Genomic DNA, 16,954 nt, shown 5'->3' with positions numbered 1-16,954 from the left:
TCCCGGCGCTTATCTCCGGCATCTACATCACAGTGACGGTAGCTCTTCACAAGGTAAGTTTAACTTATCGGACCTGTTTTCAACCCGCAACGGCTTTTGAGCAGGATCGTAATGTCCATCACAATTTATTGAGGTTAATCTGAATGTGTGAGAAATACGCGGAGTGAGGGATATAACGGGGAAGATAAAGAAGAACACTGGCGGCAGGGAACCGCCAGTGTCAGACAGGCAGAATTAATCGTTACCAAACAGATCTCGGGTGTAGACCTTGTCCGCCACATCCGCCAGCTCTTCCGCCATACGGTTAGAGATGATCACATCCGCCTCTTGTTTGAAGGCATCCAGATCGCGCACGACGCGGGAGTTAAAGAACTCATCTTCCTGCATCACCGGTTCATAGATAATAACCGGAATACCTTTTGCCTTGATGCGCTTCATAATGCCCTGAATAGAAGAGGCACGGAAGTTGTCCGAACCACTCTTCATGATCAGGCGATACACACCCACCACTTTCGGCTTACGGGCGAGAATAGAATCCGCGATAAAGTCTTTACGGGTACGGTTAGCATCCACGATAGCGGCGATGATATTGTTCGGAACCGATTCGTAGTTCGCCAGCAGCTGCTTGGTATCTTTTGGCAGGCAGTAGCCGCCATAGCCAAAGGAAGGGTTGTTGTAGTGGTTGCCGATACGCGGATCCAGGCATACCCCTTCGATAATCTGCTTGCTGTTCAGCCCCTGGCTTTCAGCATAGCTGTCGAGCTCGTTGAAATAGGCAACGCGCAGCGCCAGATAGGTGTTCGCGAACAGTTTGATCGCTTCCGCTTCAGTGGAGTCGGTAAACAGGGTCGGGATATCCTGCTTGATCGCGCCTTCTTTCAGCAGGTCTGCGAAACGTTCGGCACGTGCAGAGCGCTCACCGATAACAATGCGCGACGGGTGCAGGTTGTCGTACAGCGCGCGGCCTTCACGCAGGAACTCAGGAGAGAAAATAACATTATCAATCCCTAAACGTTCTTTGATGTCACGGGTGAACCCCACCGGGATGGTCGATTTAATGATCATCACCGCGTTCGGGTTGATCTCTGTGACATCGCGAATAACCGCTTCCACTGTAGAGGTGTTGAAGTAGTTGGTTTTGGGATCGTAATCGGTCGGCGTCGCAATGATCACGTAGTCGGCATTACGATAGGCGTCGTGCTTGTCCGTGGTCGCACGGAAATTTAACGGTTTTTCTGCCAGATATTCCTGAATCTCTTTATCCACAATCGGAGAGATCTTCTGGTTAAGCATATCCACTTTGGCCTGTACGATATCCAGGGCAACCACTTCGTGGTTTTGCGCAATCAGGACACCGTTCGATAAACCAACATAACCTGTACCGGAAATAGTAATTTTCATGAGATTACACTTTAATCAGTTAACTGGATAATGGCGGATAGCCACGAAATTAAATAATACTGTGCGCGGTTTTACGCTTTGACCAGTGGGATGTCAAGAATAAGCCATAAGGTCAATAATACGATTAAAATCTGACCCTATGGCTTCCATTATGGATAATGCATTACTTGAGAAGAGCTAAAATCTCTTCGGTTTTTGCATTCATTAACGCAGTATCCGCTCTGGACTCAACGTTCAGACGCACCACCGGCTCGGTATTGGACGTGCGCAGGTTAAAGCGCCACTCAGGGTATTCAATACTGATACCGTCCGTTGTGTCGATGTGTGCGGCCGCCGGCTCATACTGTGCCCGGATGCGCGCTATCGCCTCCGCCGCATTTCCCAGCTTGCGGTTGATCTCCCCCGACGCCGGGAACGCCGCCTGGCGGTCCGCCACCAGCGATTTCAGCGAACTGTTCTTCAGGCACAGCAGCTCCGCCACCAGCAGCCACGGGATCATCCCGCTGTCGCAGTAGGCGAAGTCGCGGAAGTAATGGTGCGCGCTCATCTCCCCGCCGTAGATGGCGTCTTCCTGGCGCATCCGCTCCTTGATGAACGCATGCCCCGTCTTCGACATCACCGGCTGGCCGCCGCTGCGGGTCACGATGTCCACCGTGTTCCACGTCAGACGCGGGTCGTGAATGATTTTCGCCCCCGGCTGCTTCTGCAGGAACGCTTCCGCCAGCAGGCCGACAATGTAGTACCCCTCGATAAACGACGCCTCGTCATCGAACAGGAAGCAGCGGTCGAAGTCGCCGTCAAAGGCGATACCCATGTCCGCCTGATGCGCACGCACCGCATCGGCGGTGTCCTGACGGCACTCCGGCAGCAGCGGGTTCGGGATACCGTTCGGGAAATGGCCGTCCGGCTGGTGATGCACCTTGATAAAGGTCACCGGCGCCCCGGCCGCCGCGAAGCGTTTCTCCACCTCATCAATCACGTGCCCCGCCGCCCCGTTGCCGGAGTTCACCACCAGCTTCAGCGGACGGGTGAAGTTCGCCAGGTCCACGTAGCCCATCAGGTGGTCAACGTACTCCTTCAGCACCGATATCTGGCGCAGGGTCCCGCGACGCGCCGGGTCCACCGGCGGGAACTGGTTCTCCTCCGCCAGGCGCTGGATATCCCGCAGGCCGGTGTCGCCGCTGATGGGCTTCGCGTTCTCGCGCACCAGCTTCATGCCGTTGTAGTTCATCGGGTTATGGCTCGCCGTCACCTCGATACCGCCGTCCACCCCGAGGTGGAAAGTGGCGAAGTAAATCTCTTCCGTGCCGCTCAGGCCGATATCCAGCACGTCGGTGCCGGCGTCCATCAGCCCGCGGGCCAGCGCCAGCTTCAGCGACTCGCTGGTGAGGCGCACATCGCCCCCCACCACTATCTTCCCGGGTTTCAGAAATTCGCCGTAGGCGCGGCCGATACGGTAGGCGATGTCCTCGTTCAGTTCCTCGCCCAGTTCACCACGGATGTCATAAGCCTTAAAGCATGTTAACTGTGTCATTCTGCGTTTTGTCCCGAAAAAATTAGCAACGACCATACTGGTCTTTAATACGAATAATGTCGTCCTCGCCGAGGTACGACCCCGACTGGATCTCCAGCACTTCCAGCGGAATACGGCCCGGGTTTTCCAGGCTGTGCTCGGCGCCAATCGGAATAAAGGTGGACTGGTTCTCGGTCAGCAGGAACTGCTTGCCGTTGACCGTCACCTGGCCGGTGCCGGCGAGAATGACCCAGTGCTCGGCGCGGTGGTGGTGCATCTGCATCGAGAAGGCGCCGCCCGGTTTCACGGTGATGCGGTTGACGTTGAAGCGCGGGGTCTGGACCACCACGTCGCAGCGGCCCCAGGGACGGTAAATCTCGCGGTGGCGCTTGTACTCGCTGCGCTGGTTCTGCTTGAGGAACTCGACCGCCTTCTTCACGTCCTGGGAACGCTCGCGGTTCATCACCAGCACGGCGTCCTTGGTGCTGACAATCACCAGGTTCTCCACGCCAATGGCCGCCACCAGCTTCTCGTCGCTGTTGATGTAGCAGTTTTCGCTGTTATGCACCCACGCGTCACCGCTGAGGACGTTACCCTGCTCGTCTTTCGGGCTGACCTCCCACAGGGCGGACCAGGAGCCGACGTCGCTCCAGTCGGCATCGAGACCGACCACCACCGCGTCGGCGGTTTTCTCCATCACCGCGTAGTCCACGGACTCGTCCGGGCACTCGCAGAAAATGTCATGCGGAATGCTGATGAAGTCGCTGCCGTTGTCGGCGGCATTGACCGCGGCCTGGCAGGCTTCGAGGATATCCGGGCGGAATTTGGCCAGCTCGGAGAGGTATTTTTTGGCGCGGAACATAAACATGCCGCTGTTCCAGTAGTACTCCCCGGAGGCGAGGTAGGCCTCGGCGCGCTCGCGGTCCGGCTTCTCCACGAAGCGGGCCACCTGGTACGGGGTGTGGGCGCTGTCGGTGAGGGCCACGCCGCGCTGGATGTAGCCGTAGCCGGTTTCCGGGGCGTTCGGCACGATACCGAAGGTGACCAGATGGCCTTCATCGGCATACTGCTCGGCGACGCGGATGGCGTCGTGGAAGACCGGCTGGTTATTGATGATATGGTCGGCGGCGAGGACCAGCATCAGCGGGTCGTCGCCGTGGCGGGTGGCCTGGAGGGCCGCCAGGGCGATGGCCGGGGCGGTGTTGCGCCCGACCGGCTCAAGAATAATGTTGCTGGACAGCTTGTTGAGCTGGCGCAGCTGTTCGGCCACCAGGAAGCGGTGCTCTTCGTTACAGATGACCATCGGTTCATGGATTTCAAGGCCCGAGAGTCGGGTGATGGTTTCCTGCAGCATGGAGTTCTGCCCGTACAGCCGGAGGAACTGTTTCGGGTAAAGCTCGCGAGACATCGGCCAGAGACGACTGCCGGTACCACCAGCCATAATTACAGGAAGTAACATAATGAATTCCTTTGTATATTAATTATGAAAAAGCATATAAACCACAACAAAAATTAAATTTTATTGTCAATACACTAATCTGATGAAGATTGCATTATCTATGTTCATTCACCATCACAAAAAGGGCTATTACTACATCGTCTAGAATATAGAAAATAATTTTATCAGTTCAACAATTAAATTTTAGCAAATAAGAAATACTTTTTAATTTATGCTCAAAATAGAAAAATTGAAAGACTAAAGTAAAACAAATAAAAACTTCAACAATTAGCAGTAAAAAACATTCATTCTAAGAGGAGGCATTAATCTTACGTGACAGTTTATTTTTAGAAAATGCACAACCACGCTCATCATAAGGAACTACAGACAGCACTCCAACATCATTAGACGTTAAATTACAATCTTCAATACGACATTTCATTCCTTTATCAGATATTGAAATACCTATCTTATTGTCTTGACATTGCAATAAGGAAACCTCAGTACCAAAAGAAGTTAGATTAATGCCGCACCGATCATTATTAGAATAAGTCCCACCAGAAATACGAGCACAATAAGCATCGCTAAGATTTATGCCATCAAGCTTGTTCTTACACGATGAATTATTAGCTATTGTTATATTTTTCATAGAATGATAAAATTCATTATTACTTACAGATGTTGAAATTCCACAACCCTGATTACCTTCAACCATATTATCGTTAATAATGACGGAGTGTTTATTAATAATAAATATCCCATCACGCTTACAATTTATTATTCTATTGCGTTGAACATAGACAATTCCATCAGGTATAAAATCAGGAGAGTTTGCATTACTTCCTTTTCCTTGTTGAAGCGCATCACCTATAAAAATACCATAATAAGCCCCATCGGATATAATGTTATCACTAACAATCGCATTTGATGTGGCATTGAGCCCTATGCAACCCGGAGCTAAAGTTGATGAGTTAGTTAAAAGATTACATTTAGAAACCTCGTTATACTGGATAGTTATATTTTCAGCACTTAGAACATAGATCCCTGCACCATAAGTTTTAGTATTATGAACAGAAGGGTTTTTAACTTGGCCAAGAATATTATATATTTTATTACCAATTACTTTTGTATTGCGAAGAATACTTTTTTTAGATGAAAGATTATTATAAACAACAATACCATATCGAGTACAATTCGAAATATTATTATCTTGAATAAGGTTATCACTGCAAAAATCACCATCGACAATGGTTTGAATAATTATTGCAGAGTCTGAACCTGATAGCATAGTGTTATTTTTAATCTTGCTCTGACAAGTACTTCCCCACAATGTAACATCACCAGCAGCTCCTTTGGATCCAGCGAACATATTGTTATATATAAACATTTCACTCGAGTTGCGGCAAAATATTGCAGAGGCGCCATAATTGGAGAACACGTTATTGCCAATATACCATCCTTTAGCGCCCTCAATTTCTATACATGAACCATTATAAGGTTTGCTTAATGTAGGATGTGTAGTTAAAACGAGACCTTTAATGACAACATCAGAAACACCCTTGGTTTTGATGAGCGAAGTTTTTGGCTTCAATAGAATTAACTCAGCATTATTAACACCAACAAACTTTTGATTATTTACTGGGGAAATTGAAGAGCTAATTAAATATCGTGCTGAATAAAAAACAGAATAGCCGCTAGCTATTGCCTCATTGATGCAAACTGTATCATCTGTTATACCATCACCAGCCGCACCGAAATATTCAGGAGTTATAAATTTATGAAATTTACCTGTGCTCCCGACCTTTTCATCAACAGAGGAAGTTGAAGTTGAAGTTGAAGTTGAAGTATCAATCTTCCCTAAATAAACATCCGATACGAATTTATGGCTTCTATCTTCTCTATTATAAATTCTGGCGGGTGTATTTGGTCGAACGTAAATGCTCAACACCTGCCCATTTGTAGAATAAAATAAACCTTTATCGAAATAAACATCTTCCTTTAGTATATTAAAAGTACCATTCTCGTTCTTAAAATATACATTCTTGCTATCATCATTGGCATCGACAATAAAAGAGATTTTATATCTTAGTGATGAATTCATTTCATTATTCAATGAGAATAATGAAGGTATTAATTCAAATAAATTACTTTTATAATCCTGTAGACTGACCTTAGCTCTTGTTAGGGGACTAACAAACAAAAAAGCCAAAACTTGCTTAAATAATAAACGCCTATTCATAGCTGCCCCTCAATCTTTTACCTCGAAATGACTTTAGAAATTATTTCAGCATTAATAGTTATGTAACCAAGCCCTCGTTAAAAAATCAGTGGAAATAAAACACGCTCATCAAATGAATTTTAAAATATATAAAATAAAAGCCCAAAAACAAATGGGCTTTTATTTATTGCAATCAATTATATTTATTCTAACCACTCAGTGTGGAAAACGCCTTCTTTATCGGTACGCTTATAAGTGTGCGCGCCAAAGTAATCACGCTGAGCCTGAATCAGGTTAGCGGGCAGAACTGCGGAACGGTAGCTGTCATAGTAGGCAATTGCCGCAGAGAACGTCGGTACCGGAATACCATTCTGTACGGCATACGCCACGACATCACGCAGCGCCTGCTGATAGTCATCAGCGATCTGTTTGAAGTACGGCGCCAGCAGGAGGTTAGCAATGCCAGCCTTTTGCGCATAAGCATCGGTGATTTTCTGCAGGAACTGCGCACGAATTATGCAGCCAGCGCGGAAAATCTTAGCGATCTCGCCGTAGTTCAGATCCCAGTTGTATTCATCAGAAGCAGCTCGTAGCTGGGAGAAGCCCTGAGCATAGGAGACGATTTTACCGAGGTACAACGCGCGACGCACTTTTTCGATAAATTCCGCTTTATCACCGGCCGGCTGAGCCTGCGGACCGCTCAGCACTTTCGAAGCGGCTACACGCTGGTCTTTAAGCGAAGAGATATAGCGGGCAAAGACGGACTCAGTGATCAGAGACAGAGGCTCGCCGAGATCCAGTGAGCTCTGACTGGTCCACTTTCCGGTACCTTTGTTTGCAGCTTCATCAAGAATAACATCAACGAGGTACTTACCTTCTTCATCCTTCTTGGTGAAGATATCTTTGGTAATGTCGATCAGGTAGCTGCTCAGCTCACCTTCGTTCCATTCGGTGAAGGTTTGCGCCAGCTCTTCGTTTGAAAGAGCCAGACCGCCTTTCAAAAGCGCATAAGCTTCAGCAATTAGCTGCATGTCGCCATACTCAATGCCGTTATGAACCATCTTCACATAATGGCCAGCACCGTCAGCACCGATATAGGTCACACATGGCTCACCGTCTTCAGCAACCGCAGCAATCTGCTTCAGAATCGGAGCAACTAACTCATAGGCTTCTTTCTGCCCACCAGGCATGATGGAAGGCCCTTTCAGAGCACCCTCTTCACCACCAGAAACACCGGTACCGATAAAGTTAAAACCTTCGGCAGACAGCTCACGGTTACGACGGATGGTGTCCTGGAAGAAGGTGTTACCACCATCAATGATGATGTCGCCTTTATCGAGGTAAGGCTTCAGGGAATCGATGGCGCTGTCGGTGCCAGCCCCAGCCTTCACCATCAACAGGATACGACGTGGTGTTTCAAGGGATTCAACAAACTCTTGTACTGTGTAGTAAGGGACCAGTTTCTTGCCTGGGTTTTCGGCAATCACTTCTTCGGTCTTTTCACGGGAGCGGTTGAAAACGGAGACGGTATAACCACGGCTTTCGATGTTCAGCGCAAGGTTACGCCCCATCACAGCCATACCGACAACCCCGATCTGTTGCTTGGACATTACATACTCCTGTCTGGTGTGGTCACTGCGACACGTTCGCAGCTTAAATGTGATGATAATGTTAGCCCAAAGTACAAAGAGCTCATAGTGAAAATTTGTAGACTAGCACAACATATTAATTTTGGACTATAAATGCACAAAGTTTGTCTTAAGCAGCATCTGATTAATAAGCAGATTTGTTAATAAACCCTTTAAAGACAGTAAGGAATATTATTTTTAGATCTAACCAAATGCTCCATCCTCTTATATATAACAAATCATATTCGATTCGTTTTTCCATTTTTTCCAAAGTATCAGTTTCACCACGCCAACCATTAATTTGTGCTAAGCCCGTGATACCTGGCTTAACCTTATGACGAAGCATATATCCCTGAATTAATGAACGATATTGCTCGTTATGTGAAACTGCATGTGGCCGAGGTCCTACAACGGACATCTGACCAAAAAGTACATTAAAGAACTGCGGTAGTTCGTCTAAGGAAGTACTGCGTAAGAACTTGCCGACTTTAGTTACGCGGATATCATTTTTTGTAGCCTGAATAACTTTGTCGTCGTTTTCCATCACAGTCATCGAGCGAAATTTCCAGACTTTTATAGGTTTTCCGTCCATTCCATAACGTACCTGGCGAAAAATAACCGGCCCTTTCGACGTAGTTTTAACAGCTGCAGCAATAACCAGAAGAATTGGCGATATCAGTATAAGAATTAAAGATGATACAATTATATCCTCCAACCGTTTAAACACCATGTTGATGCCATTTAATGGTGAATCGAATAAAGGAACAACCGGTACACCATTTATTTCCTCTGTGCGAGACTGAAGAATGTTAAAAGTAAAAATGTCAGGAATTAATAATACGGAACAAGTAGTATCGGTTAATTGTCTAACTACATCCTTTATTTTGGACTCATCATGCATACTCATCGCAATATAAATACGATCAATTTCCCCCTCACGGGCTTCCTGAATAAGCTTATCTATATTCCCAGCATAAGGTACGTTGTCGTATTCGACACTATCCAATTTTATATTATCATAAATACCTTTAACAACGAAACCTAGCCATGGCTGTTCAATAAAACTTTTCAACAAGTTAATGCCCGCAGGCAATGAACCGACAACAGCAACTCTTCTGGTATTATAACCAAATTTCCTGAGCAATCCCGAGATCAATCTGATAACTGAGCGGCAGATAAATAAACCAACATCAACTAACAAGTACCATTCAATAAAAAAGAAAAACCGCGTATCAATTGATGAGTCTAAAGATAAAAGTCCTAAAGCAATTAATAAACTAAGAGTCCAGTTTTTAAAAATTAAAATATACTCAGTGGAAAAAGCAACGCCGCGCCAGGAACGATAAAAATCAGTGATACCACCTATCATCTGGAAAATAACCAAAGATAGTAAAAACATGAGAGCATGTTGGTATTCAAATGAGACTGAATTGATAATACATACCAAATATAATCCCAAAAAGATTATGACCACATCGGAAAAGCGTTGAGCCATTGAGATCAAAGAAGCATTCGCATTCGAGCGAGTCCGATGATACAAGGTTGCCATGAAGATTTCCTTAAAATATTGAACCTTATGAAATAATAATTTGCAATAGAAATCCTGAAGTTTACAAGATTAAAGGTTTATTACACAATTAATCTCTACCTCTTACACCAATATAATAGCAGTTAGAGAATAAGCAAAATGAAAACAAAGGCACAAATAACATTGATTTTAATGAATGCCAGTGATTTCCATAAAGCACACTCCAGTAAAAAAGCATAAGTGTAATAAAAAATTAACAATAAAGAATAGCGGAGTCCATTCCACCAGAAGCAACTTAAATAATAATTCCTTTGAAAATACTAGTTCTAATTTTGCATATCTGTTATGAATTTTGAAAGAACATTATTCATATCAAGTGAGGCATTTGCATATTTGACCGCTACATCGTTGTGACGAGGCATTAGCAAACATTTTTCAATACCAGAAATGAGAGCATCAACAGATTCAGGCTCAACACATTGTGCGATACCAGGATTATTTTTGCATAACTGACCAAGCTCAGTACTTTCCTCTGCAGTTATAACAGAATTTCCACCAATAGCGAGGATATTCGTAAGCTTAGAAGGCAGAACCGCATCAGCAGCGCCTTTCTTTTGAACGACGAGATGACAATCGGCAATATTTAATAGTGCTGGTAATAGCTCATAAGGTTGTAAAGGTTTAAAAAGAACATTTTTCAAATCCAGTTCAGCGCTCATTCTTTCTAATTTTTCCTTACCCCCACCCTGGCCAACAAATAAGAAAACATAATTATTCGCTGTCATTTTCTGTGCAGCACTGATAACGATTTCAAGCCCCTGCTTTTCACCTATATTGCCTGAGTAAAGAATAACTTTTTGTTCCTCAGCTATTCCAAATTCTTCTTTAAGCTTGACTGACTGCTCACTTTTGACATTTTTGAATCTTTCTAGTTCAGACCAGTTAGGGAAAAATATCAGATTACTTTGTGGCACACCTTTACCAGAAGCATTCAACAACATTGTTTTAGAAATAGAGGACACTTTATCTGCAGACGTTAGACACCATTTTTCAAACTTTTTGGCAAATGTAGCAAACACACCTTTTTTAGCCATACCCAAGCCGAGCATAGCGTCGACCTCGAAATCCTGTATGTGAATGATTACCTTGGCACGAGTTAGTTTTCTTAATAGCAGAGCCCCTGGCACATAAAATAACGTGGGTACAACGCAAATAATATAATCAGGTTTCCAACGCGCCTGCATTACAAGAGGAAAAAATGAACTGAATGCAAAACTGGACAAATGTAATAAACGCTTTATTGTTGAGGGTTTATTAGGTACATAAAGAGGACATCTGTATACTATTTCTGGATGTTTTTCTTTCGTGTATTTCCATCCAGAATAATCATTTGCAACCTTCCATGCAGGATAATATGGCGGAGCAGTAATGACTCTAACATCAAGACCATTATCAACAAACCACTTCACCATTTCACCACTATACTTGCCAATACCAGTTAATTCAGGACGATAATTGATGCCATATACAAGTAATTTCATACTTAAAAGTCCTAAGCAACATCCATAAAATAAGCTTTAGTATTAAAATGTACTAAATCATTATTTAGTATTTCATCCACCCTCATCCAGTGATATTCATTATGTTGCTCATGTGGAAATACAAGACCGCTGGAGATAATAGATATTTCATACGCCAATACTATATAGTGCGTACTGAACTCAGTATTAAAAAAATTGTCATCATAGAAATGTTGAAAGACACCAAGAAAAGTACTTTCATTTCGTATCATTTTTATGCCAATTTCATTTTGGGTCAGTCTGGCGAAACCATTGTCCAATGACTCATCTTTTTGTATCCGCCCTCCAGGAACAAACCAAAAGCCCCTTGCGGGGCGGTTGTTTCTCTTACCAACTAAATACTCACCTTTCTCATTTTGAATGATCAAATCAATTGAAATTAGTGGTGTATTCCTTATTACATTTTTAAATGTATTATCATCTAAAAACATATTAACTCCGGAAGCTTTGTTGATTTTTTAAAAACCATTCATAAGTCCGTGCCAAGCCTGCTTCAAGGTTAATCTGATACTTCCAGCCTAAACCTTCCAATCTCGAAACATCTAATAACTTTCTAGGAGTGCCGTCAGGTTTGGTAGAATCAAAAACGACCTCCCCTTGATAACCAACAACTTTTGAAATTGTTTCCGCTAACTCTTTAATAGAACAATCAACGCCAGTGCCTACGTTAATATGTGACAGCATTGGTTGTGTTTGCTCCTGCCAAAGTGCTTTATCAAGCTCCATGACATAAATAGATGCAGCAGCCATATCATCAACATGCAGAAACTCGCGCATCGGTGTCCCGCTACCCCATACAACAACTTGTGGTAGACCTTCTAACTTTGCTTCATGAAAACGGCGTAGTAATGCAGGAATTACATGCGAATTAGAAGGATGGAAATTATCGTTTTCTCCATATAAGTTAGTTGGCATTACTGAACGATAATCGCGATTATATTGCCGATTATAAGACTCGCACAGTTTAATACCGGCGATTTTTGCTATAGCATAAGGTTCATTCGTTGATTCAAGTGTTCCTTGTAGTAACTCGGACTCACTAATCGGTTGCTTAGCATATTTTGGATAAATACAAGATGAACCTAGAAACATAAGCTTATAGACATCATTTACATGTGCAGCATGTATGATATTAGCTTCAATGAGAATATTTTCATATATAAAATCAGCAGGATAAGTATTATTCGCAACTATTCCGCCAACTTTTGCAGCAGCTAAATACACTTCGTCAATACGCTCATTAGCGAAAAAATTATTTACGTCTTGAGCATTAAGCAGGTTGAGCTCCTGACGTGAACGCAGTACGAGCTCAATGTCGTCTCTGTTTTTCAATTGTCTTACGATTGCTGAACCAACCATACCATTATGCCCAGCAACAAAAACTCTCTTCTTAATTGTCATTTTTTACTCCAGAGAAATCGAAACCTCGTAACCATGTGATCTGAGTAGAGAATGTTTTTTAGCAGCCTCCAGATCCTTTCTAACCATTTCGACAACCATCTCTTGTAAGGTTGTTTCTGGTTTCCAGCCCAACTTATCGTGAGCTTTCGAAGGGTCTCCAAGTAAGGTTTCCACTTCAGCCGGACGGAAATAACGTGGGTCAACAGCTACAATTATGTCGCCTACTTTAACTGCAGGTGCATCTTCACCAGAAACACTCTCTACAATTCCGACTTCATCAACGCCATGCCCCTCAAAGCGTAATTTAATACCCAACTCGGATGCGGCAAAGTCAACGAATTGACGTACCGAGTATTGTACCCCAGTTGCAATAACATAATCTTCGGGTTGTTCTTGTTGCAGCATTAACCATTGCATTTTGACATAGTCTTTCGCATGTCCCCAATCTCGTAAGGAGTCCATATTACCAAGATAAAGACATTTTTCTAAACCTTGAGCTATATTGGAAAGCCCACGTGTAATTTTTCGTGTTACAAACGTTTCGCCACGGCGTGGTGATTCATGGTTAAAAAGAATGCCGTTGCACGCGTACATTCCATATGACTCGCGATAGTTAACAGTAATCCAATATGCATAAAGCTTCGCAACTGCGTAAGGTGAACGGGGATAGAAAGGGGTTGTCTCTTTTTGCGGAATTTCTTGTACTAAACCGTAAAGTTCAGAAGTAGATGCCTGATAGAAGCGAGTTTTTTTCTCAAGACCAAGAAAACGAATTGCCTCTAATAGACGAAGAGTGCCTATTGCATCAACATCTGCTGTATATTCTGGTGATTCGAAAGATACAGCGACGTGACTCATAGCCCCTAAATTGTATACTTCATCTGGCTGAATTTCTGACAATAATCTTGTTAAGTTTGAAGTATCGCTAAGATCACCATAATGCAAATGAAACTTAGGATTAGAAGAATGCGGATCTTGATAGATATGATCTACACGATCTGTATTAAATGATGATGATCTACGCTTAATACCATGAACTTCATAGCCTTTTTCAAGTAAAAACTCAGCTAAATATGAACCATCTTGACCAGTAACACCAGTAATCAAAGCTTTCTTATGCATATAAACCTCAGCGCTTAAAATTCAATCCAGTTTTAACAGATAAATAATCCAATACTTCATCTTTGTTAGTAATAGATGAAATAGCATTATCTAATTCTTTAAATCTAATATCGACATAACTTCTATACCAAAGCCCTTGTAAGAAATGATAGTCCCATCCCTTAGAACCATCCATGAAACCCAACCTTAATAGATATCTATATAGAAAATATAATAAAGATCTTAAAGAAGGTGGTAGCTTAAAATAGATTTTTTCTTTTAAAAGACGTTTTATTTTTTCCTGAAAACCTCCATTTTTTTTAACTTCATCATCCTTTTTAAATAGTGAATACTTGATATTTAAAAGATCTACAACTTCTCTATCTGCATAATTTAAATGTTTATCACTCCACCATCTTATATCATTTAAATTATGATCATATATATGCCCATGGAATTGAGTTGTTCTCGGGTTTTGTACAACAATATGCTCATCCATCCAGCGCTGCTCAATTCTACCAGTTCCTGCACGCCATACGCGAAGCAAATTCAAAGGATAAACACCACCATGTCTAATCCATTTGTTCTTATAAATATATTTCCTGCGGATAAATATACAATTTATATCACTTGGAAGTTCTGGTAACTTTGACAGTAATTCATTCTGTAGCTCTGAATCAATATATTCATCTGCATCCATTCGCATACACCATTCAGTATTTACTGTATGGTTATCTAACCCCCATTGAAATTGGTCAGCGTAATTTTTCCAAGGATGCTCAGAAAACTCGACTAGATCTCCGTATGATAGACATATTTCTTTCGTATCATCAGTAGAGTAAGAATCAATAATTACTATTTTATCAGCTATATTCCGTAAGGAATCAAGACACCTTTTAATATGTAATGACTCATTTTTTGTCAAAATAAAAACTGTGACTTTTTTATTACTCATTTTCCATCACCCTTTTTTTAATTTTTTGACACGGATTCCCATCATATACATACCAAGCATCCAAATTTTTTTTAGCAACACCACGAGCTCCTAGAATACAACCATCATTTAAAGTCACACCAGGTCCGATAAAAGACTCTGCACAGACCCATACTCGTTTTCCGATAGTAATGTTTTTTAATACCAAGGGATGATCGTATCTTTTATAATTATGTGTACTAGCACAAATGGTTACATCTTGGCTTATAATACTATATTCACCAATCTCGACATTTCCTTGATTGTATATATATGCTCGCGGTCCAATCGATGAGCCCTTTTTCATGACAAGATTCTTGGGGCTCCAAATCTTGACCGTAGGATATATACGCACTCCTGATTGGATTTTGCTTCCCCAAATCTTTAAAACAAAATTTCTATAAGAAAATAACTGGGGGGGAGTATATTTGAAAAAAATAATATAAAATATACTCCATGCTACACGGTATATTTTATTTGCACGGCTAAAAAAATTCAGCTCATAGCTATTATTCACAATAGTCACCAGTTAAATTCTCATTTTCGATTAGGTTTAAATGTTTCATTTTATCATCTTCAGAAAACCTATTTTTAATGAATCGCGCCGGTACACCACCATAAATAGTGCATTCAGGGATATTTTTTGTAACGACTGAGCCGGCAGCCACAATAGCTCCTGAACCGATATTCACACCACTTAATATTATGCTACCCGCACCAATCCAAGCATCTTTACCTATATATGTCTTTGCTTCTCCATACGGTCTACCAGAATAAATAATGGGTACTCCAACTTTATCAAATATGTGATCGTGTCCAACTATAGAAACATTGGGGCCAATTATTGCGAACTTTTTGATAACAACATTGGGTCCAATCAAGCAATTAGGCCCAATATAGGTTTCAGCTTCCATAATCAAGTCGTTAGAGATATCACATCCTGAACTTATCATTGCGGAATAATGTACTTGCTTTACTCTGTACCTTAAATGCGAAAACTTGCATTTCGTTCTTCGTAGAATACGATAAACAAAGCTATTTTTGTTTATTATCATTCAAAACCTCATGAATAATTTTACTTTGCACGAGAGGATTATATTTATAATCTATAACACTATGGCAATTCTCAATAACTTGGGCATCTTTTTTATTGACGATCCATTTTATTATTTCTTCCGCAAGTGAATTTGCATCATTATGTTTAAAAAACGATCCAGTTTTATTAGGAATAATTGCTTCATATTCTGGCATTTGTTTTTCAAAATTGTCATGTGTAATTACAGGTGTACCATAATTCAAACTATGCATGGCCAAGAGCCCAACCTTACCAGGAGAAACAGTTACATCAGCAGCGTAAATTATTTCAGACAATACAGCTTCGTCATAACAAGCCCCCATAAATGTTATCTGATCCGCAACGTCAAGTTCACTAGCCATTATTTGTAACTTATTCTTCTCTGGGCCTTCACCTATAATGATAACTTTTGGTGCTAACTTTTTTTGTTCTTTAATCAATTTAAGCGACTCAATTAATAGGTCAAATCTACAACTCTCAATTAATCGAGCAACCGTAACAATTGCCCCATCCGTAACTCCAAATTTCTCTTTCCTATTTGTATCACGATCAATATTAGCTAATTTATTCCGTGCCAGCACTTGATTTTCGTAATCAAGACTATTATAAATCACATGGCAATTTTTCTCTGGATATCCTGATTGTATTGCGAGATCTTTTGCACGATTACCATACAGAAGTAAATCATCAGCTAAATTATGATATTTCTTTTTTATAAAATATCTTAGACCACTTATATTTTTAGTCCATCCATGCGTCCAATATATTATTTTTTTTCCACGCAATTTGCCTAAAACACATAGAGGCCACGACATAACAAAATGAGGGTCGGCGAGTATTATTATCTTAGAAAAGTCTTTGTCAGTTGCTAATCTCATTAAGCCATGTTGAAAAATAAGTCCTTTATAATTATTAAATTTAATGACATGGAATCTATCTTCAGGTATATCTTTATAACGTTTGATGCCTTGATATTGTTGTATATTATCACCAAAAAAATGGAACTCATATTCATTTGACTTTAATAATTCTTTTATAATGCCAGACCGATAATGAGGAAAAAAATGATATATTACTGCTACTTTTTGCATTTTAATA

Annotated in this window: 14 protein-coding genes; all 14 read right to left on the bottom strand. The window is 41.9% G+C overall.

Translation table 11 applies throughout. The annotated features are described in order from the left end of the window. Positions 1-234: 234 nt before the first annotated feature. Positions 235-1,401, bottom strand: a complete 1,167-nt coding sequence (gene ugd / locus SP68_RS08265; RefSeq protein WP_000704907.1) for a UDP-glucose 6-dehydrogenase — start codon at positions 1,399-1,401, stop codon at positions 235-237. A 163-nt stretch (positions 1,402-1,564) separates the two neighbouring features. Next, on the bottom strand, positions 1,565-2,935 hold the full coding sequence (gene rfbK / locus SP68_RS08260; RefSeq protein WP_004899416.1) for an O9 family phosphomannomutase RfbK: 1,371 nt from the start codon (positions 2,933-2,935) through the stop codon (positions 1,565-1,567). 22 nt (positions 2,936-2,957) lie between these two features. Continuing rightward, positions 2,958-4,373, bottom strand: coding sequence for a mannose-1-phosphate guanylyltransferase/mannose-6-phosphate isomerase (locus tag SP68_RS08255; RefSeq protein ID WP_023301774.1), 1,416 nt, complete (start codon positions 4,371-4,373; stop codon positions 2,958-2,960). A gap of 289 nt (positions 4,374-4,662) precedes the next feature. Beyond that, entirely contained in the window at positions 4,663-6,591 is a 1,929-nt protein-coding gene (locus tag SP68_RS26240; protein ID WP_071891547.1) for a right-handed parallel beta-helix repeat-containing protein, read from the bottom strand. Between the two features lie 182 nt (positions 6,592-6,773). Then, positions 6,774-8,180, bottom strand: a complete 1,407-nt coding sequence (gndA, locus tag SP68_RS08250; protein WP_032730785.1) for an NADP-dependent phosphogluconate dehydrogenase — start codon at positions 8,178-8,180, stop codon at positions 6,774-6,776. Positions 8,181-8,343: 163 nt separating this feature from the next. Then, a complete protein-coding gene (wcaJ, locus tag SP68_RS08245; protein WP_021469641.1) occupies positions 8,344-9,747 on the bottom strand; it encodes an undecaprenyl-phosphate glucose phosphotransferase in 1,404 nt (467 codons plus the stop codon). Positions 9,748-10,052: 305 nt separating this feature from the next. After that, on the bottom strand, positions 10,053-11,267 hold the full coding sequence (locus SP68_RS08240; protein WP_040968720.1) for a glycosyltransferase WbuB: 1,215 nt from the start codon (positions 11,265-11,267) through the stop codon (positions 10,053-10,055). Between the two features lie 11 nt (positions 11,268-11,278). Further along, positions 11,279-11,737: a GDP-mannose mannosyl hydrolase gene (locus tag SP68_RS08235; RefSeq protein ID WP_016244812.1), complete on the bottom strand. Its 459-nt coding sequence runs from the start codon at positions 11,735-11,737 to the stop codon at positions 11,279-11,281. A 1-nt stretch (position 11,738) separates the two neighbouring features. Then, a complete protein-coding gene (gene fcl / locus SP68_RS08230) occupies positions 11,739-12,707 on the bottom strand; it encodes a GDP-L-fucose synthase (protein ID WP_040968721.1) in 969 nt (322 codons plus the stop codon). Between the two features lie 3 nt (positions 12,708-12,710). Next, on the bottom strand, positions 12,711-13,829 hold the full coding sequence (gene gmd / locus SP68_RS08225; protein WP_040968722.1) for a GDP-mannose 4,6-dehydratase: 1,119 nt from the start codon (positions 13,827-13,829) through the stop codon (positions 12,711-12,713). Positions 13,830-13,836: 7 nt separating this feature from the next. Then, positions 13,837-14,763, bottom strand: a complete 927-nt coding sequence (locus SP68_RS26235; protein ID WP_071891544.1) for a glycosyltransferase family 2 protein — start codon at positions 14,761-14,763, stop codon at positions 13,837-13,839. After that, a complete protein-coding gene (locus tag SP68_RS27760; RefSeq protein WP_071891542.1) occupies positions 14,756-15,298 on the bottom strand; it encodes an LbetaH domain-containing protein in 543 nt (180 codons plus the stop codon). Before SP68_RS27760 ends, SP68_RS26235 begins: the two co-directional genes overlap by 8 nt. After that, positions 15,291-15,695 carry an acyltransferase gene (locus SP68_RS28755; protein ID WP_160118128.1) on the bottom strand — a complete coding sequence of 135 codons (405 nt, stop codon included), beginning with the start codon at positions 15,693-15,695 and terminating at the stop codon, positions 15,291-15,293. The genes SP68_RS27760 and SP68_RS28755 overlap by 8 nt, the downstream gene beginning before the upstream one ends. A 121-nt stretch (positions 15,696-15,816) precedes the next feature. After that, complete coding sequence (locus SP68_RS27315) at positions 15,817-16,947, bottom strand: glycosyltransferase family 4 protein (protein ID WP_023147649.1); 1,131 nt, start codon at positions 16,945-16,947, stop codon at positions 15,817-15,819. Between the last annotated feature and the right edge of the window lie 7 nt (positions 16,948-16,954).

Origin of the sequence: Klebsiella variicola, assembly GCF_000828055.2 — a bacterium.
Lineage (GTDB): Bacteria > Pseudomonadota > Gammaproteobacteria > Enterobacterales > Enterobacteriaceae > Klebsiella > Klebsiella variicola.
This window is presented reverse-complemented; position numbering and strand designations above follow the sequence as displayed.

Coding starts and splice junctions, on each gene's coding strand:
- wcaJ (WP_021469641.1), bottom strand. CDS start 9,747: ATGGCAACCTTGTATCATCGGACTCGCTCGAATGCGAATGCTTCTTTG.
- SP68_RS26235 (WP_071891544.1), bottom strand. CDS start 14,763: ATGAGTAATAAAAAAGTCACAGTTTTTATTTTGACAAAAAATGAGTCA.
- SP68_RS08235 (WP_016244812.1), bottom strand. CDS start 11,737: ATGTTTTTAGATGATAATACATTTAAAAATGTAATAAGGAATACACCA.
- ugd (WP_000704907.1), bottom strand. CDS start 1,401: ATGAAAATTACTATTTCCGGTACAGGTTATGTTGGTTTATCGAACGGT.
- SP68_RS08255 (WP_023301774.1), bottom strand. CDS start 4,373: ATGTTACTTCCTGTAATTATGGCTGGTGGTACCGGCAGTCGTCTCTGG.
- SP68_RS27315 (WP_023147649.1), bottom strand. CDS start 16,947: ATGCAAAAAGTAGCAGTAATATATCATTTTTTTCCTCATTATCGGTCT.
- SP68_RS26240 (WP_071891547.1), bottom strand. CDS start 6,591: ATGAATAGGCGTTTATTATTTAAGCAAGTTTTGGCTTTTTTGTTTGTT.
- SP68_RS08240 (WP_040968720.1), bottom strand. CDS start 11,267: ATGAAATTACTTGTATATGGCATCAATTATCGTCCTGAATTAACTGGT.
- rfbK (WP_004899416.1), bottom strand. CDS start 2,935: ATGACACAGTTAACATGCTTTAAGGCTTATGACATCCGTGGTGAACTG.
- SP68_RS28755 (WP_160118128.1), bottom strand. CDS start 15,695: ATGGAAGCTGAAACCTATATTGGGCCTAATTGCTTGATTGGACCCAAT.
- fcl (WP_040968721.1), bottom strand. CDS start 12,707: ATGACAATTAAGAAGAGAGTTTTTGTTGCTGGGCATAATGGTATGGTT.
- gmd (WP_040968722.1), bottom strand. CDS start 13,829: ATGCATAAGAAAGCTTTGATTACTGGTGTTACTGGTCAAGATGGTTCA.
- gndA (WP_032730785.1), bottom strand. CDS start 8,180: ATGTCCAAGCAACAGATCGGGGTTGTCGGTATGGCTGTGATGGGGCGT.